This window comes from Rhodococcus sp. MS13, assembly GCF_013277835.1.
Lineage (GTDB): Bacteria > Actinomycetota > Actinomycetes > Mycobacteriales > Mycobacteriaceae > Rhodococcus_F > Rhodococcus_F erythropolis.
In genome coordinates, this window is sequence record NZ_VBTL01000003.1 from 273,842 (window position 1) to 298,391 (window position 24,550).

Sequence of the window (24,550 nt, forward strand, 5' to 3'; positions counted from 1 at the left end):
GCCTATGGATTCTCGTGTGCTGCCGGATTCTCGTGCCCTGACGTTGCGGTAGATGCCATCGCGCGGGCATAGATCGATTCGAGTTCGGTTACCGCCGAACGTCGATCGACGTTGTCGGGATCGAGGCGATGTTGGAGGTTGATCCCGAGAGTGCCGGCCAGAAGGGTGACGGCAACCAACTCCGGATTGGCGACCGGTGTGTCGATCGAACGCAGGTAGTCCGCGTACAGCGTTCGCATTGCGACGTACTGCTCTGCGTAGGTCTCGCGGATGGTGGACCCGGGAATCACGGCTTCGATCAGGATGGTCGAGAAAATTCGTGCCTCGGGGTACGACATCAACACGAAGTTGGCTTCGATCAATGCTTCGATTCCGGTCGCCGAGGATGATGCCAACTCTGCGCGCAACTTCTCCATGCCCCACCGGAATGCGTCTTCGACGACGGCTCGTAGAAGCCCGTCTTTCGATCCGAAGTGCCAGGCCACAGACCCTCGGCTGATGCCGGATCTTTCCGCCACGGCTTGTACGGACATAGCGGCCGACCCGCCTTCCGCAGCCAGTTCGGCCGCGGCCTTCACCAGTCGCCGTCTGGTTTCCTCGGAAATCTCCTGCTTGCGTGTCGACGCCATTCGGTGTTCCTGCCTTCTTTCGTTCTCGAGTGCAGCCAATTCCGGCACGCGGTGACGTCGACGTGCCCGTCGGGGCCGAGACCTGCGCACCGGCACTCATGCTACGAGGCCGGTCATCGGACGGCCGTATTCCTCTCGCGACACCCTCTTGCCTATGTTGATCGTCCAGTTCTATGCTGAGCGTCCAATAACTTAATGGAAATGGGCGGACATGGAACTCATCGATCTGACTAGAACTCTCGATCCGGCCGATCGGGAACTGCTCCCCGAGGGTTTGAAGGCACTGGCTTCCGTCGTTGCCCCCTCGGTGACCTACTCGCACCCCGCAGGTGCCGGACGCGACGAGTTCGCGGCAGCACTGCAGTGCGGAGTTCATGATCTTCCGGACGGTGAGGGGTGGGGATCGGAGATGTTGAGTGAGTTCAACAGCCATCTGGGCACACACGTCGACGCGCCGTTGCACTACGGATCAACCTCGGAGGGTAAGCCTTCTCGCACGATCACAGACATCGCGTTGGATGAATTATTCTGCGAGACAGTGGTGCTCGACCTGCGCGGCCGGTGCGAGGCGAATCAGCCGATCTCGGTGGACGCGCTGAAGGCTGCCCTGGCGGAAAACGGTGCGTCCGTTCCCCAGGGTGGTGCCGTGTTGCTCCGTACCGGACAAGAGAGCTTCACCTTGGCCGATCCAGGGTTCTTTCAGTATCCAGGGATGAGTCGCGAAGGCACGCTATTTCTCGCCGAGCAAGGCGCAAAGGTGCTGGGCACCGACGCTGCCGGCTGGGACTTGAGCTTTGCAGTCATGGCGCAGAAATTTCGTGACACCGGCGACAACTCGGTTCTCTGGGACGGGCACCGGGCCGGACGCGAACGTGAAGTATTCATCGTTCAGCAGCTGTCGAACCTCGCCGCGCTTCCGCCCTCGGGATTTCACGTGGCGTTTTTCCCGATCAAGCTTGCGCGAGCCAGCGCTGCCCCGGCTCGTGTGGTCGCGTTCGTCTGAGCAGAATTCCCGCCTCACCTAACGAACAATTCAGTGAAAGGTATTGATTCACAATGAAACTTGCGACCGTCGAGTACGAAAAGACCCAGCAGACGGCTCTGGTGACGGGCAGCGGCGAGCAACTGTTGTTACTCGAGCGAGCTCATCATGATGTGACGGGAAAACCGGCTCCAGAACTGGAAACCATGCAAACCATCATCGAAGGTGGTCCGGCGGCACGGGAGATCCTGGATCGGCTCGCAGACGAGCAGCCGGCAAGTGCGATCGTCGACGCGGGTGATGTGCGCTGGATGTCGCCGCTTCCTCAGCCGGTCCAGATCCGAGACTTCGGCTGCTTCATGGATCACTTCCGCAACGCTCGCGCCCGAATTCAAGGGGTCGCACTCGAGGACGTCGAACTGCCGAAGATCCAGTTGGAGCGCCCGCTGTATTACATAGCGAACCGATTGGCGGTGACCGGACACGAATCTGAGGTCGTGTGGCCCGAGTACTCGAGCCTGCGCGATTACGAACTCGAATTCGCCTGTGTGTTGGGGCGCGGTGGAAGCGACATCTCACGAGCGGATGCCCCTGCGCATATCTTCGGTTACACCATCTTCAACGATTTCAGCGCCCGCGATACTCAGCTCGAGGAGATCTCCACCGGACTCGGTCTCAGTAAGAGCAAGGACTTTTCGAACGCGAATGTCCTCGGCCCCTGGATCGTGACGGCCGACGAAGTCGGTGACCCGTACCAGCTCGAGATGACCGCGAGAATCAACGGAGACGAGGTGAGCCGAGGAACCAGCGCCGACATGGACCATCGTTTCGAGGACGTGATTTCGTTCGCCTCGACTTCCACGCGGCTGTACCCGGGTGAAGTCTTCTGTTCCGGCACCGTGCCGAGTGGATGCGGCTTGGAACACGGGCGGTTCCTCGAACCGGGAGACGTAGTCGAACTCGAGGTCGCCGGCCTCGGTGTATTGAGGAATCGAGTGGTGGCGTGAGCGGCGAAGTCATGGTTCTCGGTGTCGGCGCGACTCCCTTCGGGCGGCACGCGGATACCTCGGCCTCGGAATTGGCGGGGCGTGCAGCGATCGACGCCGTCGAAGACGCGGGCCTGACCCGCGGTGACGTCGGTGCAGTCTTCTACGCGACCGTCAGTCAGAAGGCGATCGACCGGCAGCACATGATCCCAGGCCAGATTGCCTTGAGGCCTTACGGTTTCGGTGGAGTCCCGGTCGTCAATGTCGAAAATGCCTGCGCCGGCGGGGCAACGGCACTCTGGCTGGCGATCGCCCACGTTCGCGCCGGTCTGTCCGAGGTCGCATTGGCGGTCGGGGTGGACAAGCTGGTGTGCTCGGATCCCGCTCGAAGTCTGGAGGTGTTCGACGGTGCACTCGACGTTGCGCATCGCGACGAGACGCTCGCCGGCCTTGCCTCACTCTCCGCTCCGGTGCCGGGTGAACTCGGATCGCAGGGTGAGCGGTCGGTGTTCATGGAGATCTACGCTTCTCTTGCTCGGGCGCACATGGAGAGATTCGGAACGACCGAGTTCGAACTCGCGTCCGTAGCAGCCAAAAATCATGCGCATTCCGTGCACAATCCGTGGTCGCACTTTCGCAAACCCTTCACTGTCGACGAGGTGCTTGCCGCGAGGCGAGTCGCGTGGCCTCTGACCGTTCCGATGTGTTCGCCCGTCAGTGACGGTGCGGCGGCAATTGTTGTGACCACTGCAGACTTTGCGCGAAGGCATGATTCCTCTCGGCGGGCGGCGCGGATACTCGGTTGCAGCTTGGTGTCAGGCACGGATCGGGCCGCAGATGACGTGGAGAGTCACATCGGTCGCCGAGCGGCAATGAGCGCATACGAGGAAGCCGGAGTCGGGCCAGGCGATGTGGATGTGGCAGAGGTCCACGACGCCACGGCCTTCGGTGAAGTACAGCAGGTCGAGAATTTGGGGTTCTGCCCGATCGGTGAGGGCGGCGCGTGGTCTGCGTCCGGTGCGAGTTCATTGGGAGGCGTGCGTCCGGTCAATCCGTCAGGTGGGCTCGAATCCCGTGGTCATCCGGTCTCGGCAACGGGACTAGCGCAGGTCTTCGAACTTGTCACGCAGTTGCGTGGACAAGCAGCGCGGCGACAGGTTCCCGGGGCTCGAATCGCGGTCGCAGAGAACGGCGGAGGTCTCTACGGCATCGAGGAAGCCGTCGCCGCGGTCACGATCTTGGGAGGGCCACGATGAACGCGGACATGATGAACGATGAACCGATGGCGCCAGGCTTGCACGAGCAAGCGGGATATGCGGATCTGATTCTGTCGGCGCTGCGACGCCGACCAGACCACATCGCGTTTCGATTCACGGATCGGAACGGTGATCGGGCCGAGCTGACGTATCGGCAGACCGCTGAACAGATAGAGCGGATTGCAGGTGTCCTCAGTAGCCTCGCTCTGCCGGACGGAGGCGGGGTAGCCCTGCTTGCGGGTCCGTGTCCTGAAGCATTCACGGTCATGGCCGCGGCGTGTCTGGCAGGCGTGCGCTACACGGCCCTCCATCCGCTCGCGACCGAAGAGAACGACAGGATGGTGCTGAAAGACAGTGGTACCGATCTCCTGTTGGTTGCCGACGGACAGTTCCAGGCGCGCGCCGAAGCGGCGCAGACTCGAGTGATGTCACTGTCAGCCCTCGAATCAGCGTGTGAATTGGCTACGGCGGGAACAGGTTCAGGCTTCGGCGGTCAGGGTCGAGCTTTGTATCTCTTCTACACCGGTGGAACTACCGGTGAGCCGAAGGGCGTCATGCTCAGGGACCGATCTTTGGTCGCCAATGCCTGGGCCTGCACCACGTGGGAGTGGCCGGCTGATACCACCATGCTGCTCACCACGCCGATGTCTCATGCTGCCGGTCTGCTCGTCGCACCCGGTCTGCAGCGAGGTGCAAGCTTCGAGTTGCACAGGTCGTTCGACCCGGACAGGGTTGTCGACGCAATCGAAAATGACGGAGTCACAGCCACATTCGTCGTTCCTACGATGCTCTACGCCTTGCTCGACCATCCACGCCTGTCGGATGCGAATCTGTCCGGGCTGAACTGGATGCTTTACGGTGCTGCACCCATCGACCCCACCAGGCTCGCGCAGGCAGGGGCGGTGTTCGGGCCGATCCTGAGCCAGCACTACGGTCAGGCCGAAGCCCCGAATGCGTTGACGGTGCTCGATACACGTGAGCACACGGACGATCCCGCGGTTCTGGGGAGTTGTGGGCGCGCGATGCCAGGTGTCGAAGTGGTGTTGTTCGACGAGCAGGGAAACGAGACCGCGACGGGCGTACCCGGCGAGCTTTGTGTGCGAGGTCCGCTCGTGATGGACGGCTATTGGAACAAACCTGAACAAACCGCTGCAGCGCTCGCGAATGGGTGGTTGCACACCGGCGACGTTGCTCGGATCGACGAAACTGGGCTCATCTCGATCGTCGACCGCATCAAGGACACGATCATCAGTGGTGGATTCAACGTCTACCCGCGCGAAGTCGAGGACTCACTCGGACATCATCCCGCAGTGGCCGCCTGTGCAGTATTCGGTGTCCCCGATCCTCAATGGGGAGAAGCGGTTACCGCGGCAGTCGTACTGAAGACGGGATGGTTGGTCACGCCCGAGCAGCTCGTCGCACACGTGAGATCACACAAGGGCCCGATCTGGGCGCCCAAGGAGATTTCAATTGTGGAAGCGTTGCCGCTCACTGCTTTGGGGAAGGTCGACAAGAAGGCACTCCGAGGCGCTTCACAGACCTAGAGACGCGACAACTGCCCGTGCGAGGGCGTCGGCAGATCCCGGGGCGAATGGCAGAAAGAGTTCGGGCTCGATCAGTTCCACTTCCATGAGCAGTGGTTGATCCACCGGCCCCACGACGTCCACACGCGCATAAAGCAATTCGCCGGGGCCGCATGGGGTCGCGGCCAGTGCCGCGTCGGCCACCGCGAGTTCGGCGGCGGAAGGCTCGTGGAGGTAGTTGGTTCCGCCGTGGAATTCCTGCACGCGGAAGTCGTTGGTGGCCGGGATCTTCCGGACGGCGTGGGAGTAGCGTCCGCCGAGGTGGATGATCGAGCGCTCGCCGTCGACGACGTCCGAGATGAAGGGCTGGACCAACGCGTCGTTGCCACTCTCGAGGATTGAGCTGAGGTGAGCGTGGGCCTGTTCGGACCCGGCGGCAAACTTTCCCACTCCGACAGCGCCGGCGGACACTGCAGGCTTGACGATGACCTCGGCACCCTCGAACGAAGGGAGGGTGAGTGTTTCGTGCTTTCCGGCAGCGATCACAGCGGTTGGAACGATAGGTACGCCGGCCGCGGCAAGTTCGGTGAGGTATCCCTTGTGGGCGTTCCACTCGACGATCGGGAGCGGGTTGGCGATCGGGGCGGTCAGCTGATCGAGAACGGCAAGAAATTCGTCGAGGCGCTGGGTGTAGTCCCAGGTCGACCGGATCAGAACCAGGTCGGCGTCGATATCGAGGAGGGACCGGCTCGACCACGGCGCCATCGTCGACGCGATGCCGTAGGAGGTGAGAGCTTCCATGACGAGTTTGCTTTCGACATCCGCCTCGCGGGCGGCGCCGTCACAGGTGAGCAGGAGAACCGTGGTCATGCCACGATGCTTTCACGGCTGGCGCCTTGTACGACTAGCGAGGTGGCCCCTCGTCGAGGACCAGGGAACCGGTCCCGGGTTGCCCGGTTGCGTCCACCCACGTCACCGCGACGGTGTCGCCGGGGCGGCGCGAGCTCATCGCCGCGTTGAGATCAGCGGACGACGCGATCCGGCTGCCACCGAACTCGGTGATGACCGCACCTTTGATCAGCCCCACCCGCTCGGCCGGCGAATCGAAGCTCACGGCAACAACTTCCGCGCCGGCCGGCATCTCCGCGTGATCCTTGACTGCGACACCGAGCACGGGCGTCGGTCCCACACGCACGGTTTCGGAGGAGCGGCCACCGAGTACCTGCTCGACGATCGGCAGCGCGGTGTCGATCGGTATCGCGTAGGACTGAGGCGCCGGCGAGGTTTCGGTGCGGTCGGTGACGGCGTTGCCCGCGCTGCTGACGCCGATCAGCTCGCCAACGGCATTGACCAGGGGGCCACCGGAATCGCCAGGCCGGATGTCCGCGTCCACCTCGATGAGGCCCTTCAACTGGTTTCGCGATCCGTCGGACACGTTGCGGGTGTTGACGGTGACACCGAGGTTGGTGATGACGCCGGGAGCTGGGACGGGTACTCCGCCGCCTTCCGCATTTCCGATTGCGGTGACGGCATCCCCACGAGTGGCTTCTGCTGATTTGCCGACCACAGCCACCGGCAGATCCGTGGCGCCCGCGAGTCGAAGGACGGCAAGGTCGCTGACGCTGTCGTACCCGAGGATCTCGGCGTCGTAGATCAGTCCGTTGGACATGCTGACGGCAGTGACGTCCGAGGCTCCGCTGATGACGTGGTGATTCGTGAGCACCACTCCGTCAGGGGAGAGCACGATCCCGGTTCCGGCGGTGGTGGTGAATCCGGCCGGCGCGGTGATGGTGACGATGGTGGGGACCACCTGGGCCGAGAGTTCCTCCGGGCTGAGCGGAACAACCGGCGCCGGTGGGGTGGTGGTGATGACTGTGACGGGGGCGGACTCGATCGTGCCCGGAGTCAGAGGCGGTGCGACCAGTGCGAGGGCGCCGAGTCCGGCTGCGAGAACGGCGGCCGTCCACAGACCGCGTCTGCCCGCACGTGTGGTCATCCAGCCGTCCGTCCCGCCGGTCGTCATCCCATCGAGTGTGAAAGGTGAAGATTACCGATTCGGCGAATCTTCGGCCACAAAACCGGGCAACAGGCCGTTCGTCCGGAGCGTCGCCAGGGACGGTGCGGCGGCGTCCTTTGCGGAGAGCTCGTAGGTCAGGGGGTCGCCATTACGGTCCGTCCTCGGCCATTCGATCGCGAGTTCAGGATCGAAGGGATCGAGGTCGCGGTCCAGGTTGGGGGAGTATTCGATGCTGCACAGGTACATCACTGTCGATCCGTCTTCGAGTGAAAGGATCGCGTGGCCGAGGCCTTCCGCCAGGAAGACTGCTCGTCGATCGACGTCGTCGATCACCACCGCATCCCACTCGCCGAAGGTCGGTGATCCGATCCGTAGGTCTACGACGACGTCGAGGAAGGCACCTTTCACGCAGGTGATGTATTTCGCTTGTCCGGGCGGATTGTCCGTGAAGTGGATCCCGCGGAGGCTGCCGGCTTCGGAAACGGAGCAGTTGGCCTGGGCCAGATCGAGTGTGCGGCCGGTTGCGGCGGTGAAGGTAGAGCTTTTGAACCATTCGAGAAAGACGCCGCGGTGGTCGCCGAACTGCTTCGGCGTAATCTCCCACGCTCCAGCGATCTTCAGTGGACGAATTTCCACGTCACCATTCCTTGCCGTGCTCGATCAGTTCGAGTAGGTAGTGGCCATACCCGGATTTGCCCAATGCTTCTGCCTGAGTGCGCAATTGGTCGGAGTCGATGAATCCCTGACGCCACGCGACCTCTTCGGGTGAACCGATCTTGAGACCCTGGCGGTGTTCGATGGTCCGCACGTAGTTTGCAGCCTCGAGCAGGGAATCGGGTGTTCCGGTGTCGAGCCACGCGGTTCCGCGGGGGAGGACGTCGACGGTGAGTTTGCCTGCTTCGAGATAGCGCTGATTGATGTCGCTGATTTCGTATTCGCCACGCGCAGAGGGCTTCAGCGTGCGTGCGATGTCCACGACGTCGCTGTCGTAGAAGTAGAGGCCGGGGACTGCGTAATTGGATTTCGGTGACGTCGGTTTTTCCTCGATGGACACTGCTCGACCCGAGTCGTCGAATTCGACAACGCCATAGGCGGTCGGATTCGAGACCCAGTAAGCGAACACGGCTCCGCCGTCGATGTCGGAGAAACGCCTGAGTTGGGTTCCGAGGCCGGGGCCGTAGAAGATGTTGTCGCCGAGGACAAGCGCCACGGATTCCGATCCGATGTGATCCGCGCCGAGGGTGAATGCCGTTGCGAGGCCGTTGGGTTCGTGCTGGATCGCGTACGTGAGATTCACACCGAATTGTGAGCCGTCGCCGAGAACTCGTCGGAATTGCTCGGCGTCGTGTGGAGTCGTGATGATCAAGATGTCGCGAATGTCCGCGAGCATGAGAGTGGAGAGCGGGTAATAGATCATCGGCTTGTCGTAGACAGGCAAGAGTTGCTTGCTCACTCCGAGGGTGATCGGGTGCAACCGCGACCCGGTGCCACCGGCCAGAATGATTCCGCGCATGCGTGCAGTGTCCTGCACTCCTGCCCGCCGATGCAAACGGGACATGGCGAATTCTGCCGCTAAAGTGGGAGTTCGTTCGATGAACCTGAGGAGATGAAGTGCGACTACTGGTCACCGGGGGTGCCGGCTTCATCGGTGCCAATTTCGTTCATCAGACGGTGTCGACGCGTCCCGACGTGGAAGTCACGGTTCTCGACGCTCTGACCTACGCCGGAAATCGCGAGTCCCTGGCGTCCGTCGAGGACCGGATCACGTTTGTTCACGGCAACGTGGCCGACGAGCCGCTGGTCGACGATCTTGTCTCGCGCTCCGACGCAGTCGTGCACTTCGCCGCCGAAAGCCACAACGACAATTCCCTCGCCGACCCCGAACCGTTTCTGCGCACCAACGTCATGGGCACTTTCTCGCTCCTGCAGGCAGTGCGTTCACACGGGGTCCGTTATCACCACATTTCCACCGACGAGGTGTACGGCGACCTCGAACTGGATGATCCGGCGAAGTTCACGGAGACGACACCGTACAACCCGTCGAGTCCGTACTCGGCGTCCAAGGCGTCGAGTGATCTGTTCGTGCGTGCCTGGGTGCGCTCGTTCGGGATCGCGGCCACCATCTCCAACTGCTCCAACAATTACGGCCCGTTCCAGCATGTGGAGAAGTTCATCCCACGCCAGATCACCAATCTGCTCGACGGGGTGCGTCCGCGGTTGTACGGGGAAGGTCGCAACGTCCGCGACTGGATTCACGTCGAAGACCACAACCGCGCCGTCTGGGACATCCTGGACCGCGGAAAGTCCGGCGAGACTTATCTGATCGGCGCCGACGGTGAAACCGACAACCGGACGGTGATTGCGGCTCTGCTCGAAATTTTCGGACGCAAGCCGGACGATTTCGACTTCGTTACCGACCGCCCTGGTCACGATCTGCGGTATGCGATCGACTCGACGCGACTGCAGCAGGAACTTGGGTGGAAGCCGCAGTACCGCGATTTCCGAAGCGGACTGGAAGCCACCGTCGAGTGGTATCGCGACAACGAGCAGTGGTGGCGTCCGCAGAAGGCCGGCGTCGAGACGCAGTATTCCGCGTCCGAGAAAGTGGTCTGACCGAACGTCAGGCTTTGGTGGGGTCCGGCACCCGCGAGCGCTCGTGCACGAGTGCATTGCGCAGGCCCCGTGATCCCGACAACGCAGCCACGACGCCGGCAAAGACCTCACAGAGGGTGAACAGCAGCCTCGACGCCAGTGCGAGGCCGAGCGCGACGCCGGCATCCATGAACGGTGAAAGCGCTGCGACGATGACGGCTTCGCGGACACCGATTCCGGACGGGACGACAAAGACGAGGACCCCCGCGCACATACCGAGGGCGAGAGCGCCGATGCACTGGACGAGCCCACGGATTTCGAAGCCCGCCGAACTGGACGCGAGCAGCCACAACTGGATGCCGTAGAGCACCCAGCTTGCTGCGCACCAGCCCAAAGCGAGCGCAATCTTGTGCATCGTGAGCGGCTTGTGCAGCGGCGTGCGGCGGAGCAGTTTCAGCGCGAGATTCACCAGGCGTGTGAGCACCGGCGGGTAGGCGCAGACCAATGCGATCGGTACGAGGATGATCACGCCGACCGCTGCCGCCGTGCTGACCTCGAACAGGGCAGGTAGACCGAAGAGGCCGACGACCAGCGCCGAAGTTGTGCTCAACCCCACCGTGACCAGCACTGCGACAAAGCCTGCGGCACGGGACACACCGGCGCGCCTGACGAGTTCCGTTTGCAGAACGAAGGCCCAGACACTGCCGGGAAGGTACTTGCCGAGTTGGCCGACCAGATAAGCGCGAGCGGCGTCGAAGGCCGGGATCGGTTGTTCGAGGGCGCCGAGTGCGTGCTGCCAGGCCCGCACTGCGGCACCCATACCGAGGAAGATGAACACCGACGAGGCGGCAAGCGTCCACCAGTTCAGCTCGGTGATCGTGTTCTTGACCTCGGACCATTGGGACTTCACCGCGAAGATGATCGCGACGACGATCGCGAGGGTGACGAGCACCTTGAACCCGTTGACGAGAAGGCCGCGCAGAGCGTTCGGCTGTGCGGCCGGTTCGACGTCTTCGACCGGTTGTTCAGATTCGGGAGAGGTACTCACGCGCCTGCATCCCGCCCGTTCGTCATTTCGCAGACGATACCAACCAGGATTTGTCTCGCTAAACCACGAGCGGTTTGTCGGCGCGTTCCCGCCACCAGGTGAAGGCTTCCGAGAGTGAGTCCGGAATGGCCGGTGACGTGCCGAAGCTGCCGGCGGCGTAGAGGTCTTCGATTTCGGAAATATCCGCGTCCGAGATACCCGATCGGCTCATTCCGATCCGGTTGACACCGTTCAACGACACCGGGTTGCCGAATGCCTTCGAGAAGGGTGGAACGTCCTTGACCACGACGGTTCCCATCCCGATCATGGATCCGGAGCCGATGATGCGGCGTTGGTGCGCGACAGTGTGCATGCCTAGGTTGACGCTGTTTCCGACGCTGACGTGCCCGGCAAGCGTCGTGCCGGATGACACGACGCATCGGTCACCGATCTGCACGTCGTGCTCGATTCCCACTCTGTTCATCACGAAGCAGTCTTCGCCGATCTCGGTGCGGCGTTCGCTGCCCTGATGGACGGTGCTCAATTCGCGAATCGTCGTTCGAGCACCGATTCGAATTCCCAGACCGGCGCTGACCGACCAGGATGTCGGGTGTAGCGCGCCGAGGATCTCGGGGGGAGCTCCCAAGACCGCTCCCGCGCCGATCCAGCAATCGTCGCCGATCTCGAGTGGGCCGGTCAGCACGGCGTTCGGTCCGACCGTGACCCCTGCCCCGATCAGTACGTCGGCGCCGATGACGGCGGTCGGATGGATGTGGCAGTCGGCTCGTTCAGACATGCGGGTTCCGGAATCCTCTCGAAGTATCGAATCGTGTTTCGATACGCTTCCTGGGTTGTCGGGGTATTTCGTTCCGACGACGGTCGGATGAATCTATCGGAGGTAACTCAGTGATCGCGATATCCAGTATCTCGTTCGGGGAAGAAGTCGAGCGCGAGGTGCTGGACACTCTGCGATCGGGGATCGTCGCGCAGGGACCCAAGGTGAAGCGGCTCGAGGACGAGTTCGCGGCGCTGGTCGGGACGCGACACGCGGTGGCGGTGAACAACGGCACGACGGCGTTGATCGCGGCTCTGCAGGTCCAGGATCTTCAGCCAGGTGACGAGGTTCTGACCACGCCGTTCACGTTCGTGGCCACGCTCAACGCGATCCTCGAGGCAGGCGCGACGGCGAGGTTCGCCGATATCTCCGAGTCCGATTTCAATATCGACCCGGCGGTCGCTGCCGATCGAATCGGGGACCGCACGAAGGTTCTGATGCCGGTTCATCTGTACGGACAGTCGGCGGATATGGGCGCATTGATGCCGCTGGCATCGAAAAACGGTCTGACTGTCGTCGAGGACGCCGCTCAGGCCCACGGAGCGACGTACGACGGGCGAGGCGCCGGCAGTTTCGGTGTGGGTTGCTTCTCGTTCTATGCAACGAAGAACCTCACGACCGCCGAGGGCGGAATGATCACGACCGACGACGACGCGATCGCCGATCGACTTCGGGTCCTGCGCAACCAGGGCATGCGGGCGCGCTACCAGTACGAGATGGTCGGCCAGAACTACCGGATGACTGACCTCCAGGCGAGCTTGGCTCTGCCCCAGATGGCGACGTACATGCAGCAGGTCGAGGCGCGCCGCCGGAATGCGGAGGCCTTGCGTGTCGGCCTGAAGGACGTCGAAGGACTGATCCTGCCGAGCGAACTGTCCGGTCGTGGACATGTCTGGCATCAGTTCACCTTGCTGCTGGCCGAAGACGCACCGATCACTCGCGACCAGTTGAGTGAGCGTCTGGCCGCGAAGGACATCGGTAGCGGCATCTACTACCCGAAGGCCGTCTACGACTACGAGTGCTACCGCGAGCATCCGCGCGTCGTCATCGACGAGACGCCGGTGGCCACTTCGGTCGCGTCGCGGTGCCTGAGCATCCCCGTCCACGCTGCGTTGTCCGCCGGCGACGTCGATCAGATCGTTGCCGCGGTACGCGGCGCCATGGAGGCCTGAAAAATGACTGCTAGCAAGCCACGTATCGCTCTTGTCGGATCCGGTCAGATGGGCTCGCTGCATGCGCGGGTCATCGCGCAGTCGCCGCTGTGCGAGTTGGATCTGCTGATCGAGCCGCGCGAGGAGCAGGGCAAAGCTGTTGCTGCGCGGTTCGATACGCGTTGGGCCGCCGATTTCGACTCGCTCGACGGTATCGACGCCGTGGTGATCGCCGCGGCTACGCCGGCGCACTACGAGTTGGCCGGGCGGGTTCTCGATCTGGGTAAGCCTGTCCTGGTGGAGAAGCCGTTGGCTGCGACGTACGAGCAGAGCGTCGACCTGGTCGATCGTTCGCGCGCGTCCGGTGTTCCACTGATGTGTGGACTGCTCGAACGCTTCAATCCTGCTGTTCGCACCGCCCGCGAGTTCTCCGGCGATGTGTGGCAGGTGAACGGTATCCGCCACTCGCCGTTCGTTTCCCGCATTCCGACGGGTGTCGCGACGGACCTGCTGATTCACGATATCGACCTTGCCATCGGATTTGCCGGCTCGGAACCCAGTTTGGCAAAAGGGGAGTTCGGCTACTTCCACCCGACGTCCGTGCAGAACCGGTCGGAAGATTGCGCCGACGCCGTATTGCGCTTCGGATCAGGTGCTGTTGCAACGATTTCCGCGAGCCGGATCAGTCAGCGCAAGATTCGCCAGCTGTCGTTGCTCGAGGCCGATCGACTCATCGAGATCGATCTCTTGCGTCGCGACATCACGATCTACCGGCACATCGACGACAACATGCCTACCGATCGGGACGGCTACCAGCAGCAGACGGTCATCGAAATTCCGACGATCCGCTACAGCGAGGAACCGCTTGCCGCGCAGCTGACGCATTTCCTCGGATTGGTGCAGGGCACCGGCGACGCAGACGGTGAGCGAGCGTCGATTCTGCCCGCTCACCGCGCGGTTCACGAGGTGACAGAATCTGCGTTGGCTGCAGCGTTGTCGTCCTGACCGCTGCGTCGGCGTCGGAAGGCCCACGCTCCTTGAGACAGTGCCAGGAGCAGTCCGACGCCGGCGACAGTCCAACCGAAAGTACTTCCGGGTGGACTGAATTCGATGGTGAGGATAGATCCGGATTCGGCGCTCGGCGGTAGATCCACCTGCAACAACCCGCCGGGGCTGGCCTTCGTCTCGACCGTCTGACCATCTACGGTCGCGCTCCAACCCGGCCAGGCCAGCAGGGCGAATGTGACCGTGCCTGATCCGGTGTATTCGACGGTTTCCCTGGTGTCCGTAGCGGCGGCATCGCCACGCACGTCGAGACCAGGCGTCGTTGCCGATACGCGACCGTCGGGCCACTGATGCTCGGTGGTGCGATGGCCGACCGTGACCACCCGATCCGGCGATACGGTCCACTCGCCCTCGGGTAGGGCGTCGAGGGCGCGTTTTCCGCCGTACGGTCCGGAATTCTGAACGACGACCGTGTCGACGCGCATCGCGTCGAGCCAGGACACACCCGTTCCCGGCGATTCGGCGAGCAGTCGGTCGACGCCGTCCGGACACTGGACGCCGCCGTAGTAGTTCAAGCACAGTGCTTGAACGAAATCGTTGTAGCTGATTCCGGCGTAGCTGTTGACGGCATTGACTCCGGCAGGCTGCCAGGCGCTGCCGAACAGGAGGTCACCCCACTGCCCGGTTTCGTTGTCCGGCGGGATGTTGACGGGGTCGGCAATCGCGAAAGTGGTTCCCTGGTAACGGTCCTCGAACTTGGACTCCAGGAATGCCACCTGCCTGGGGAACTTCCACGGTGTCACGTTGTAGTTTCCGGTGAACCAGAAATTGGTCTGAGCACTGAGCACGACGACGATGCCGACAGCGAGTGCACCGGCGAGGTAGCGGGGCTTTCGGTAGGCCACGACCAACGCGAAAACGGTGAGAACCACGGTGATGAGCAGCGATGCCGAGTGAATACCGATGTCTTCCGGGACATTCGACCAGGCAAGGTAGAACTGCAGTGCCAACAATCCCGCGGTGATGATTGCTCTCGCCTGGATACGGTCACGATGCAGTCCGGCAGAGAGCGCGACCGCCGTGACCACGATTGCGGGCAGTTGACCGTACTCGAGCAGTCGCGCTGGCCAACGGAACAGCCAGAGATTCGACGGTCCGAGAAGTAGTACGACGTAGATTCCGCCGAATACGAACAGCGAGACACTGTGGCGGCCCAACTTCTTCAGTGACTTCCATTGAATCCACGGTGCGAGCGGTATGAGGAACCAGGCCAGGTACACCAGTGGAATCGTCATGGCAGGCGAAGCGAAAGCGGTGACGTACGGCTGGTTCGACGGGCCGGAGAGGTTGAGCAGGTCACCGAGATCGGGTCGAAGCGAACCGTCGTTCGCGATTCCGGACTGAGTACGCACCGACACGCCGGTGGTGAAGAGCAATGGTAGATACACGATCAGCGACATCATGATGATCGCTGCCGCGCTGATCATCAGTGATTTGATGCTGCCTGCGCGTTTGATTGCGATGCATTCCGCTATGACAGCGAGGTAGACGACCGCGACACCGACAGCGCCGTACGGGTTTCCGGTGGTCATCGCAAGATAGCCGAAAATGATGGGTACCAGGGGGTTCACTCGGCCGAGGGCGCTGGCGCGGGTAGACCACCAGACGTGGGGGATCCAGGCGAAGGCGATCAGCCCGGACGCCCAACTGGAGGCGTCGAAATAGAGCGTGTATCCGGCGAACGGCATGGCAAATCCGGCGATGAAAGCCATCGACCGATTGGCGCCGTACTGGCGGGCCACCAGATAAACGCCTACCGCGAGAATCGCCATGAATTGCATCTTGACCAGGGTGATTCCGATTCCCAGGTTTGGAATGAGTGCAATGGCAACCGAATCCAGAAGGATCACGGGATTGTATGTCCCGTAAAGGGCTTCGGCTGTGACATTGCCGCCGGCCCACAATTCGGGAATGAGCGTCGGCCATGACCCGGACAGGATTCGCTCGCCGATCGTGTGCCAACCAGGCGTGAAAGCTGCTGCGCTGTCGTCCCAGTAGTAGAACCACCGATTGGAGATCAGTGGGATGGCGGCGACGATCGACACCAGAGCGGCGAGAAGAATTGGCGGCACCACGCGTTGTGCGAGCGGTAAGTCAGATTTCACGATGTGCTTTCGTCTTCGAGTCGATGGCTGTTGTTCGGAGCCTGGGTCGTGCTCTTTTTCTCGGAGCCTGGGCTGCGCCTTGTTTCTCGGAGCGTAGTATTCCGACGAGTTCGAACTGCAGTCGGGGAAGTAAGGAGATCGGGACGTGGCGACATCGCGAACGGAACCCGTTCGTGGGGAACCAGCTACGCCGGAACTCTCGGTGATCATCCCCGCATACAACTCAGGCGAGGTGCTGGAGTCGACGGTGCGTCAATTCGCCGACTACTTCACCAACCGCCCGGCCGAGAGCGCCGGTCAGGTCGAGATCATCGTCGTGGAGAACGGTTCGACGGACAACACTGCCGACGTGTGTGCTGCTCTGGCAGCTTCCTGGTCTTGGCCTGGAGTGACCTTCCTGCCGATGAGCAGCGACAAAGGGATGGGCGCAGCGCTTCGCGCCGGGACGCTAGCTTCTCGTGGACGACGCGTGTTGCTCACCGCGGACGACCTTCCGTTCGGTTTCGGTGACATCGAAGGCGCCGACCGCGTGATGGCGGATCTAGGGTCCGTCCCGCCGGTGGTCATCGGTTCGAAGGCTCATTCGGAATCAGAGGTGGAACGTGGCTTGCTGCGTTCGGTGATGACGGGTGGATTCGCGACGCTGCGACGGGTGGTGCTGGGTACCCGCACGGGCGATCCCCAGGGAACTTTCATCGTCGACGGTGTCTTGCTGCGTCGAATCGCACCCTCGTTGACCGAGCGTGGCTTCCTTTTCACCACCGAACTGGACTACGCCCTCGAATTGGCCGGAGTACGCCCGGTCGAGGTCCCGATCCGACTCAGCGACGATCATCTGGCGCATGCAAGCCGTATCTCGCCCAAGGACGTGATCCAGATGGCGAAGGGTTTGTTGTCGCTTCGTCGGCGAAAGACCGAGCTGCGGGCGGCCGCTGCAGTGAGTGATCGCTAGGAGTAATCGCGGGCAATCGCGGGTAGACCTGGTGTGTCTCGGTGCCCGGGGCGCCGAGGTGCGGATTCGCGATACCCTGCGGGGCGTGGATACCGTGAACACGACCGATGACCAGTCCGATTCCGGAGTCGAGTTGATCGAACGCAGCGCGACGTCGGATCGACTGCTGGCGCAGCGGACGTTGTTCACCGGAACTTCGCCCGTCGCCAGTGACGAACTGTATGCGGTGACCAAGGTCGGTATGTCGACGCGATCGCGGTTCGAGTTGCGGCTTCAGCCGGGCGCGGTCGCGCACACCAATACCTTCTTCGGTCGTTTTCCGGCCAGCTACTGGCAGCGCTGGACCAATGTCACCGAGGTCACCGTCACTGCACATGTCGTGGCCGATACCGCTTGCCGCATCCAGATCCAGGCCTCGGACATCGGTGGCCACCGTCGTATCGTGACGAACGTCGTCGTGACCGGCGACGAGCGAGTGTCCATGACCGCCCCGCTCGATACTTTCGTCGACGGCGGGGCACTGTGGCTGCAGTTCGAAGCGCAGGGTGGCGGCGCAGTGGTCGACGACGTGGAATGGACCGTCGCCTCCCCGGAGTCGATTCGCCCGGTAGCCGTGGCGATCTGCACATTCAATCGTGCGGACGACTGCGCGCGCACGGTCGAGGCCCTCGCGTCTGACGAACGTGTACTCGCGTTGCTCGACGCTCTGTACGTCGTCGATCAGGGAACGGATCCGGTAGAGAGCCGTGAGCTGTTCCAGGAAGTGTCGAAGAAGTTCGGTTCGCGGTTGCAATATCTGCGGCAGGCGAATCTGGGTGGTGCCGGCGGATTCACCCGGGGCCTGTACGAGGCTTCGGCGGCCGGGCCGCACGCCGACGTGATCTTGATGGACGACGACATTCTGTGCGAACCCGAATCGGTTCTTCGACTGAGTGCGTTCGCGAACATGACGACGGAGCCGGCGTTGATCGGTGCCCAGATGCTCTTCCTGTTCAACCCCGACTACCTGCTGGCTTCAGGTGAACGCGTCGATCTGGGCACGCTTCAGCGTGGTGTACCGACCGATGAGCACGGTGTTCGCAACCGGAGTGTGCTCGAGAAGCTGCCGGAACGTCGCGTGGACGCCGAATACAACGGCTGGTGGTCTTGCCTGATCCCTGCCGAAGCCATCGAGCGGATCGGCTTGCCACTGCCGGTCTTCTTCCAGTGGGACGACGTCGAGTACAGCTTGCGGGCTGGGCGGGCCGGGATTCCCACCATCACGTTGCCGTCGGCTGCTGTGTGGCATGCGGACTTCTACTGGAAGGACGTCGACGGTTTTGCGCACTACTTCAGTACGCGCAACGGACTCATCACCGCTTCGCTCGACCCGGGGTTCGCGCCCAAAACGCTCGCGAAGCAACTCTCTCGCGACATTTCGCATTCGATCGTCGGGTTGCAGTACGGCCTTGCACACACGCAACTCCGGGCGATCGAGGGATTCCTCGAGGGGCCGGAAGGTTTGGCGGACGGTGGGCAGGAGGCGCTTGCCGCGATCAACCAGGAACGTAAGCGCTTCCCCGAGACGGTAACTCGCCCGGCGTCGGAGCTGCCGGGAAGGCTGCCGATCCGTCGCGTTGCGCCCAGCCCGAAACCCGGTTTGTGGACAGACCTGGTTCTCGCGAAACGTGCTGTGATGCAGGCGCGCAATCATCTGGAGCGGGGCCCGGTGGCGATCTCGTACGAAGATGCGCAGTGGTGGCACGTCGGACGTTTCGATCACGTCTTCGTCACCGATGCTTCGCAGGGAGGCGTGCGTGAACGCCGCTTCGACAGCGAAAAGGCCGCCGAGATGAGCGGCCGCCTCGCCGGCGTCATGAAGCGGTTCCTCGCCGAAGCGCCAAGTGTGGCTGAAGCATTCGCTCGCGAGTTCCCGCAGCTCACCAGCCGCGAGAACTGGGCTCGACTGTACGAGAAGTGAGCCTCAGCTGGTGATCTCGACGATCACCTGCTCGTTGTCGACGGTGTACCCGAGGTATTCGAACGAGATGCCGGTGCGTGTGACGAACTCCGTCCACGCCCGGTACTCGTGCTGCTGCCACCCGGGATAGTTGAAGAATTCGTCGAAGACGACGATCGACCCGGGTACCAGGCGGTCGCCGAGGAGATCGAGCACCGTCTTGGTGGACGAGTAGAGATCGGCGTCGAGGTGCAGGAACGCAACGGGGCCGGGTTCGTCGTTCAGGAACGAGGGCAGGGTGTCCTCGAAGAGGCCCGGAACAAGTTGCGCTCCAGGTACTTCGGGGACTGATTCCTGAGCGAACTCACCAACCGGGAACCCGGTCCGCCAGGTTTCCGGAAGGCCGGAGAACACGTCGAAACCCGCGACGGTCCCTTCACGTTCGGTGAATGCCTCCGCGATGATCCTGAGTGTGGTTCCGCTGGCAACGCCGAATTCGAGTGCCATGCCGGGTATTTCGATCAATCCCAGTGCATGGCGAAGCGTGTCGTGTGGGTGGGCGAACGTCTCGGCGACGCGAAGGTGTTCGAGGATGAACTCTGCGGTCGATGCCGTCGCTTGCAGGTCGACGGCGTAGGCCAGATCCCGTCGCTGACGAAATTCCAGTTCGTCGATCCTGGACCGGAGGCCCGCGATGTCACCGCGGGCCCCGGCCAGTTCGTCACGTGAGAGCGTCAGAGCATCGAGGATCTGTTGCGTGCGATCTGCGTTGCGCCGGTCGGCGGCCTCGACCACCTCGGATACCGCACGCTGAAGCTTGGTTCTGGCGCTGGAACGGAACTGCTCGAACATGGCAACCTCTCGTCGGGATCACTCCCATGCTGCCAGGCTTTGTTCGCTACCGGTCCCGACCGCGGTAGTGACTCTTGAGTTGTCGGGAGATCACCTTGATCTCCCGCGTCCTCTCTGCCTGCAGACGAGCATCGCTTCGCGCGGCGTTCCATGCATTCTCTCGCTGTAGTTTCCGGTAGCTCGCAAGTCTCCGTTCGTCGATATCGCCGCGCCTGAGTGCGCTCAGGACTGCGCATCCCGGCTCGGAGTTGTGTGCGCAATCGGAGAACCGGCACCCTGCAATCAGCTCCTCGATCTCGGGGAACGTCTTGTCGATCCCCTCCGCCGCGTTCCACATGCCGACCCCTCGCAGGCCGGGTGTGTCGATCAACGTCCGGCCGCCGGAGAAGGGGATCAGTTCTCTCGTGACGGTGGTGTGGCGTCCCTTTCCGTCGCCGGTCCGAACGCGACCGGTCTCGAGTCGATCGGCACCTGTGGTGTCCGCGAGGAGGGCGTTCGCGAGCGTCGACTTACCGGCGCCGGATGGACCGAGTATCGCCACGGTGCCGTCCAGAACTGCATCGAGTACATCCATTCCTTCGTTGGTCTCGGCACTCACAGCCAGCACTGTTGCGCCGGGCGCAATGGCAGAGACCTCGGCGAGAGTGTCGGAGATATAGTGAGCTGCATCCGATTTGGTGAGTGCGACGACAGGGGTTGCACCACTTTCCCAGGCGAGTGCGAGTAGTCGCTCGATGCGCCCGAGATCGACGTCGCCGTCCGAAGCTGTGGCGATGACGACGGTGTCGACATTGGCCGCCAGAATCTGGCCTTCCGATTTTCCGGATGCCGAGGATCGAACGATGCTGCTTGATCGAGGGAGTATCGAAGTGACCGTGCGCATCTCGGGTTCGCGTGAGTCCCGTAACTCGGCCACGGCGACCCAGTCACCCGTACAGAGTGGATCGCTGCCGCTGAGTGCGCGAACTGTACCTTCAGCGATGGCCACGTCACACCGTCCGCGGTCGACGCGAAGAACGCGCCCGGGTACGGAGTCCGGGGGCGCCAGGGCAGTGAATGTGTTCGAGAGTGTTGCGTTCCAACCGTATTCGGTCAGGGGCGTGCTGTTTTCCGACATGGTGATTGTGTCCTCGAGTACGAAGAAGTGTGAATGTTGACGGCGCTGAAACTGCGGAACACGACAGTCATCAATACTCACTCCTCGAAAATCTCAGGACGCACCATGCGTCGGATCAGAATCGTCTCAGCCGCAGACGCGACTGTGCAACTGAATTAACTCGGGGCGGCCGACTTAACTCGGACGTTCGAACTTCTCTTCCCGGCCGAGCTTGCGCAATCGCATCCACTCGCGCAGTCCTGCCGGATCGCGACGGGTGATCAGGAAGTACCAGCCGAACCGAACCCATTCCTGCGGAAGCAGTTTCCGCATTCCCGGTTGGGAGAGGATGTATCCACGGTTGCGGTACGTGAAGTAGCGCTTCGTGTCGTTGTCGGGGTACTGCGTGTGCATGCGACCGCCGAGGATCGGCTTGAACTCGTCCGCGCCGTTGGGGTGGACGTAAGCAGTTTGCAGGCAGGTGCCGAACTTCAGGCCGGAGCGGACGAGGCGACGGTGTACCTCGACCTCGTCGCCGCGGACGAACAGGCGTAGATCCGGAACTCCGACGGCATCGATCGCGTCGGCTGTGAACAGTGCGCCGTTGAAGAGAGACGCGATGCCTGGCAGGAGATCCTCGTCGCCGAGCTCGGAGCGCAACCGGCGCCACGACGTGCCGCGGCGCAGTGGGAACGCGAGGCGGTCGGGGTTGTCGATGTCGCAGACGACGGGGGAGACCTCGGCCAGGTCGTTTCGAATTGCACAGTCGAGCAGTGTTTCCAGGACTTCGGGTCCCTCCGGGCGGCCGTCGTCGTCGGCGAGCCAGACGCGGTCGGCACCGAGCGAAAGTGCGTAGAGAATGCCCAGAGCAAATCCTCCGGCACCGCCGAGGTTGTGCTGAGAACCGATGTAACTGGTCGGCAGTGGAGCGTTGTCGACGAGCTCTTTCACATCGGCTTCGTCGGCATTGTCGACGACAACCAGATGATCGAGCGGACGCGACTGGGTGCTGAGAACCTTCAAGGATTCGGCCAGCAGTTCACGACGCTTGTGAGTGACGACGACCCCGATGATTTTCTCGGGTGCGCTCACGGGGTGTTCTCCCGTTCCATTTCCTTGATCACGTGGCGCACATGTTCGGCGGCGTCGTCACCTTCGTAGGCGCGCACGACGTCTTCGATGTCGCCTTGCATGCGGATCTGGCCGTGGTCGATCCACATCGCACTGTTGCACAGCTGAGCGAGGAATTCGTTGGAGTGGCTGGCGAATACCAGGATGCCGGAGCGTTCTACCAGCTTCTGCAGCCGGATGCGGGCCTTCTTCATGAATTCGGCGTCGACGGCACCGATGCCCTCGTCGAGAAGCAAGATCTCAGGATCGATACTGGTCACGACGCCCATGGCAACGCGCACGCGCATGCCGGTGGAGTAAGTGCGCAACGGCATCGAGAGGTAATCACCAAGTTCGGTGAATTCGGCGATCTCGTCCATCTTCGCGAGCATCTGCTTGCGGGTCTGACCGAGGAACAGGCCGCGGATGATGATGTTCTCGTACCCGGAAATTTCCGGGTCCATGCCGACACCGAGGTCGAAGACGGGTGCGACGCGTCCGCGAATGCTGGCGGAGCCCCGGGTGGGTTCGTAGATTCCGGAGAGCAGGCGCAGCAGGGTGGATTTGCCGGCGCCGTTGTGGCCGACGAGCCCGATGCGGTCGCCTTCCTTGAGCGTCATCGTGATGTCGCGGAGCGCTTCGACGACAACGACGTCGGAGTCGTTGCGGCCGATGGATCCTCCGGCTTTGCCGAGAAAGGCCTTCTTGAGCGAGCGGGATTTCGCGTCGAAGATCGGGAAGTCGACGCACGCGTTCTGCGTGTGGATGCTGACTGGCTGACTCATGTGTTTCCTCTAGACCCAGTAGGGCACGCGTGCCCGGTACTTGCGGAGTGCCAGGATCGCGACGGCCCAGCCGACGACGGTGAAGGCGATGACGATGTACCAGTGGTACGCCTGCTGGTCGGCTCCGATGAGTGGTGCTCGGATGATCTCGAGGTAGTGGTAAAGCGGGTTGAGTTCGGCAAGCCGGACTCGCTCGCTGGCTTGCCCGCCCTGGTCCTTGAGGGCCTGAGTTGTCCACATGATCGGCGTCAGCACGAACAGCAGGAGCGTCATGCTGCCCAGGATGGGGGCGATGTCGCGGTATCGGGTGGAGAAGATGCCGAAGACGATCGAGACCCACAGCGTGTTCGCCACGATCAGCACGAATGCCGGTATTGCCGCGAGCGCCGTCCAGCTCATGTTCTGCCAGATGCTGAACGCGAACAGCAGAACTATGTAGATCGCAAAGTTGTGCGCGAAGAACAGCACCTGACGCCAAACCAGGCGATATACGTGCACGCTCAACGCCGACGGCAACTGCTTGATCAGGCCCTCGTTGGCGATGAAGACCTCGGAGCCTTCGAGGATGCCTGCACTGATCAGGTTCCACACGATCAGCCCGACCGTGACGTACGGCAGGAACTCCTTGAGCGGAATGTTCAGCAGCGCAGAGTACAGAAGACCCATCGCGGCGGCCTGGACGCCGGTGGAGATCGTGATCCAGAACGGACCGATCACCGACCGGCGGTAGCGCTGTTTGATGTCCTGCCAGCCGAGGCTGAGCCACAACTCACGCTGATTCAGACCGTCGCGAAGGTCTTTGAACGCACGACGGAACGTCTGGGAGTCGGACACGGGCGCAGGTGCGTCCGGCGTCTCGGATTCGATTGCGGATGCTGACACGGAGGTCGAGCCTACCGGCCTGGCGTCGGCGCCGGATTTCCCTCGGACCTAGTGGTGGTCCGGGTTACAGATACTGGCCGGTTCCCGGGCTCTGTTGGTCCGGATGTGCAGGCGAATGCGGAGCCCCGATGCTCATGCCGGGAGGCAGTGCGCCTTGACGCATTTGTTCGAGCTGAGCGCGCGCTGCCATCTGCTGGGCGAACAGTGCGGTTTGAATTCCGTGGAACAGTCCTTCGAGCCAGCCGACGAGTTGGGCCTGCGCGATTCGCAGTTCGGCGTCGGAGGGAATGGAGTCGTCGGTGAACGGGAGGCTCAGTCGCTCGAGTTCTTCACGGAGTTCGGGTGCCAGGCCTTGTTCCAGTTCTCGGATGGACGAGGTGTGGATGTCCTTGAGGCGCTTGCGGCTGGCGTCGTCGAGCGGTGCGGCGCGCACTTCTTCCAAGAGTTGTTTGATCATCGTGCCGATTCGCATGACCTTCGCCGGCTGCTCGACCATCTCGGCGACGGACTCGGCTTCGGATTCCGCGCCTTCGGTGGTGCCGGAGGTGGAGGCCTCTGCCTCAGCCGCCGGCATCGCGACGGGTCGACCGTCGGGTCCGATAACGAGTACCTGCTCTTTGTCGGGGTTCGTCATGCTTACATCTTGTCGTGTGTGGGCGACAAACGCCGCGTAACCCCCAAAAAGTTAGCTATGGAATAACTGTACTGACGGGTAATTGGGTGACTGCCTTCGACTAAGCGGGCGTCTGCACCTAGAGTGTCGAGC

Annotated in this window: 23 protein-coding genes; 9 read left to right on the forward strand and 14 right to left on the reverse strand. The window is 62.4% G+C overall.

Features of this window, described 5'->3' with window-relative positions; genetic code table 11:
- Positions 1–2 precede the first annotated feature (2 nt).
- On the reverse strand, positions 3–629 hold the full coding sequence (locus tag FEZ59_RS06945; RefSeq protein WP_124566830.1) for a TetR/AcrR family transcriptional regulator: 627 nt from the start codon (positions 627–629) through the stop codon (positions 3–5).
- Positions 630–840: 211 nt separating this feature from the next.
- Here FEZ59_RS06945 and FEZ59_RS06950 point away from each other — a divergent pair, with 211 nt between their 5' ends.
- Genes FEZ59_RS06950 through FEZ59_RS06965 form a run of 4 tightly spaced genes read left to right on the forward strand, consistent with a single transcriptional unit; the run spans position 841 to position 5,397 of the window.
- On the forward strand, positions 841–1,632 hold the full coding sequence (locus FEZ59_RS06950) for a cyclase family protein (protein ID WP_021342480.1): 792 nt from the start codon (positions 841–843) through the stop codon (positions 1,630–1,632).
- A 53-nt stretch (positions 1,633–1,685) separates the two neighbouring features.
- Complete coding sequence (locus FEZ59_RS06955; protein ID WP_019746428.1) at positions 1,686–2,618, forward strand: fumarylacetoacetate hydrolase family protein; 933 nt, start codon at positions 1,686–1,688, stop codon at positions 2,616–2,618.
- Complete coding sequence (locus FEZ59_RS06960) at positions 2,615–3,853, forward strand: thiolase family protein (protein WP_133728293.1); 1,239 nt, start codon at positions 2,615–2,617, stop codon at positions 3,851–3,853. Before FEZ59_RS06955 ends, FEZ59_RS06960 begins: the two co-directional genes overlap by 4 nt.
- A gap of 8 nt (positions 3,854–3,861) precedes the next feature.
- Positions 3,862–5,397: an AMP-binding protein gene (locus tag FEZ59_RS06965; protein WP_228117879.1), complete on the forward strand. Its 1,536-nt coding sequence runs from the start codon at positions 3,862–3,864 to the stop codon at positions 5,395–5,397.
- Here the strand turns inward: FEZ59_RS06965 and FEZ59_RS06970 are convergent.
- The 4 genes from FEZ59_RS06970 to rfbA are packed head-to-tail and all read right to left on the reverse strand — an operon-like array spanning position 5,386 to position 8,906.
- Positions 5,386–6,246 carry a hypothetical protein gene (locus FEZ59_RS06970; RefSeq protein ID WP_141487956.1) on the reverse strand — a complete coding sequence of 287 codons (861 nt, stop codon included), beginning with the start codon at positions 6,244–6,246 and terminating at the stop codon, positions 5,386–5,388. The two genes, FEZ59_RS06965 and FEZ59_RS06970, sit on opposite strands and share 12 nt — an antisense overlap.
- Before the next feature lie 34 nt (positions 6,247–6,280).
- A complete protein-coding gene (locus FEZ59_RS06975; protein WP_031332682.1) occupies positions 6,281–7,372 on the reverse strand; it encodes a trypsin-like peptidase domain-containing protein in 1,092 nt (363 codons plus the stop codon).
- A 51-nt stretch (positions 7,373–7,423) separates the two neighbouring features.
- Positions 7,424–8,029, reverse strand: a complete 606-nt coding sequence (gene rfbC / locus FEZ59_RS06980; RefSeq protein ID WP_021342484.1) for a dTDP-4-dehydrorhamnose 3,5-epimerase — start codon at positions 8,027–8,029, stop codon at positions 7,424–7,426.
- Between the two features lies 1 nt (position 8,030).
- The gene (rfbA, locus tag FEZ59_RS06985; RefSeq protein ID WP_031332684.1) at positions 8,031–8,906 is read right to left on the reverse strand and encodes a glucose-1-phosphate thymidylyltransferase RfbA; all 876 of its coding nucleotides are present in this window, start codon (positions 8,904–8,906) and stop codon (positions 8,031–8,033) included.
- A gap of 98 nt (positions 8,907–9,004) precedes the next feature.
- Here rfbA and rfbB point away from each other — a divergent pair, with 98 nt between their 5' ends.
- Complete coding sequence (gene rfbB, locus FEZ59_RS06990) at positions 9,005–10,006, forward strand: dTDP-glucose 4,6-dehydratase (RefSeq protein ID WP_019746435.1); 1,002 nt, start codon at positions 9,005–9,007, stop codon at positions 10,004–10,006.
- Between the two features lie 7 nt (positions 10,007–10,013).
- On the opposite strand, the gene FEZ59_RS06995 is transcribed toward rfbB, so the two are convergent.
- On the reverse strand, positions 10,014–10,967 hold the full coding sequence (locus FEZ59_RS06995) for a lysylphosphatidylglycerol synthase transmembrane domain-containing protein (protein WP_153211149.1): 954 nt from the start codon (positions 10,965–10,967) through the stop codon (positions 10,014–10,016).
- 124 nt (positions 10,968–11,091) lie between these two features.
- Positions 11,092–11,808 carry a DapH/DapD/GlmU-related protein gene (locus FEZ59_RS07000; RefSeq protein WP_019746436.1) on the reverse strand — a complete coding sequence of 239 codons (717 nt, stop codon included), beginning with the start codon at positions 11,806–11,808 and terminating at the stop codon, positions 11,092–11,094.
- Between the two features lie 110 nt (positions 11,809–11,918).
- Between FEZ59_RS07000 and FEZ59_RS07005 the strand changes: the two genes are divergently transcribed.
- Both FEZ59_RS07005 and FEZ59_RS07010 read left to right on the forward strand, forming a co-directional pair.
- The gene (locus tag FEZ59_RS07005) at positions 11,919–13,019 is read left to right on the forward strand and encodes a DegT/DnrJ/EryC1/StrS family aminotransferase (RefSeq protein ID WP_042950324.1); all 1,101 of its coding nucleotides are present in this window, start codon (positions 11,919–11,921) and stop codon (positions 13,017–13,019) included.
- 3 nt (positions 13,020–13,022) lie between these two features.
- Entirely contained in the window at positions 13,023–14,003 is a 981-nt protein-coding gene (locus FEZ59_RS07010; RefSeq protein ID WP_007731789.1) for a Gfo/Idh/MocA family oxidoreductase, read from the forward strand.
- Here FEZ59_RS07010 and FEZ59_RS07015 read toward each other — a convergent pair.
- The gene (locus tag FEZ59_RS07015) at positions 13,958–16,168 is read right to left on the reverse strand and encodes a hypothetical protein (RefSeq protein ID WP_172932459.1); all 2,211 of its coding nucleotides are present in this window, start codon (positions 16,166–16,168) and stop codon (positions 13,958–13,960) included. The genes FEZ59_RS07010 and FEZ59_RS07015 overlap by 46 nt on opposite strands.
- Before the next feature lie 145 nt (positions 16,169–16,313).
- On the opposite strand from FEZ59_RS07015, the gene FEZ59_RS07020 reads away from it, so the two are divergent.
- Positions 16,314–17,120, forward strand: a complete 807-nt coding sequence (locus FEZ59_RS07020) for a glycosyltransferase (protein WP_021342488.1) — start codon at positions 16,314–16,316, stop codon at positions 17,118–17,120.
- An 85-nt stretch (positions 17,121–17,205) separates the two neighbouring features.
- Positions 17,206–19,080 carry a glycosyltransferase gene (locus FEZ59_RS07025; protein WP_346343222.1) on the forward strand — a complete coding sequence of 625 codons (1,875 nt, stop codon included), beginning with the start codon at positions 17,206–17,208 and terminating at the stop codon, positions 19,078–19,080.
- A 3-nt stretch (positions 19,081–19,083) separates the two neighbouring features.
- Here the strand turns inward: FEZ59_RS07025 and FEZ59_RS07030 are convergent, their stop codons facing one another.
- The 6 genes from FEZ59_RS07030 to FEZ59_RS07055 all read right to left on the reverse strand — a co-directional run bounded on the left by FEZ59_RS07030 (position 19,084) and on the right by FEZ59_RS07055 (position 24,418).
- Positions 19,084–19,911, reverse strand: a complete 828-nt coding sequence (locus FEZ59_RS07030; protein WP_172932460.1) for a class I SAM-dependent methyltransferase — start codon at positions 19,909–19,911, stop codon at positions 19,084–19,086.
- 46 nt (positions 19,912–19,957) lie between these two features.
- Positions 19,958–21,028 (reverse strand): ribosome small subunit-dependent GTPase A, encoded by a 1,071-nt coding sequence (gene rsgA, locus FEZ59_RS07035; RefSeq protein WP_172932461.1) that lies wholly within the window; start codon positions 21,026–21,028, stop codon positions 19,958–19,960.
- Between the two features lie 174 nt (positions 21,029–21,202).
- Positions 21,203–22,099 carry a glycosyltransferase family 2 protein gene (locus tag FEZ59_RS07040; RefSeq protein ID WP_113683459.1) on the reverse strand — a complete coding sequence of 299 codons (897 nt, stop codon included), beginning with the start codon at positions 22,097–22,099 and terminating at the stop codon, positions 21,203–21,205.
- Entirely contained in the window at positions 22,096–22,902 is an 807-nt protein-coding gene (locus tag FEZ59_RS07045) for an ABC transporter ATP-binding protein (RefSeq protein WP_021332840.1), read from the reverse strand. The genes FEZ59_RS07040 and FEZ59_RS07045 overlap by 4 nt, the downstream gene beginning before the upstream one ends.
- Before the next feature lie 9 nt (positions 22,903–22,911).
- The gene (locus tag FEZ59_RS07050) at positions 22,912–23,784 is read right to left on the reverse strand and encodes an ABC transporter permease (protein ID WP_172932462.1); all 873 of its coding nucleotides are present in this window, start codon (positions 23,782–23,784) and stop codon (positions 22,912–22,914) included.
- Positions 23,785–23,848: 64 nt separating this feature from the next.
- Positions 23,849–24,418, reverse strand: a complete 570-nt coding sequence (locus FEZ59_RS07055; RefSeq protein WP_003943894.1) for a bacterial proteasome activator family protein — start codon at positions 24,416–24,418, stop codon at positions 23,849–23,851.
- Positions 24,419–24,550 lie beyond the last annotated feature (132 nt).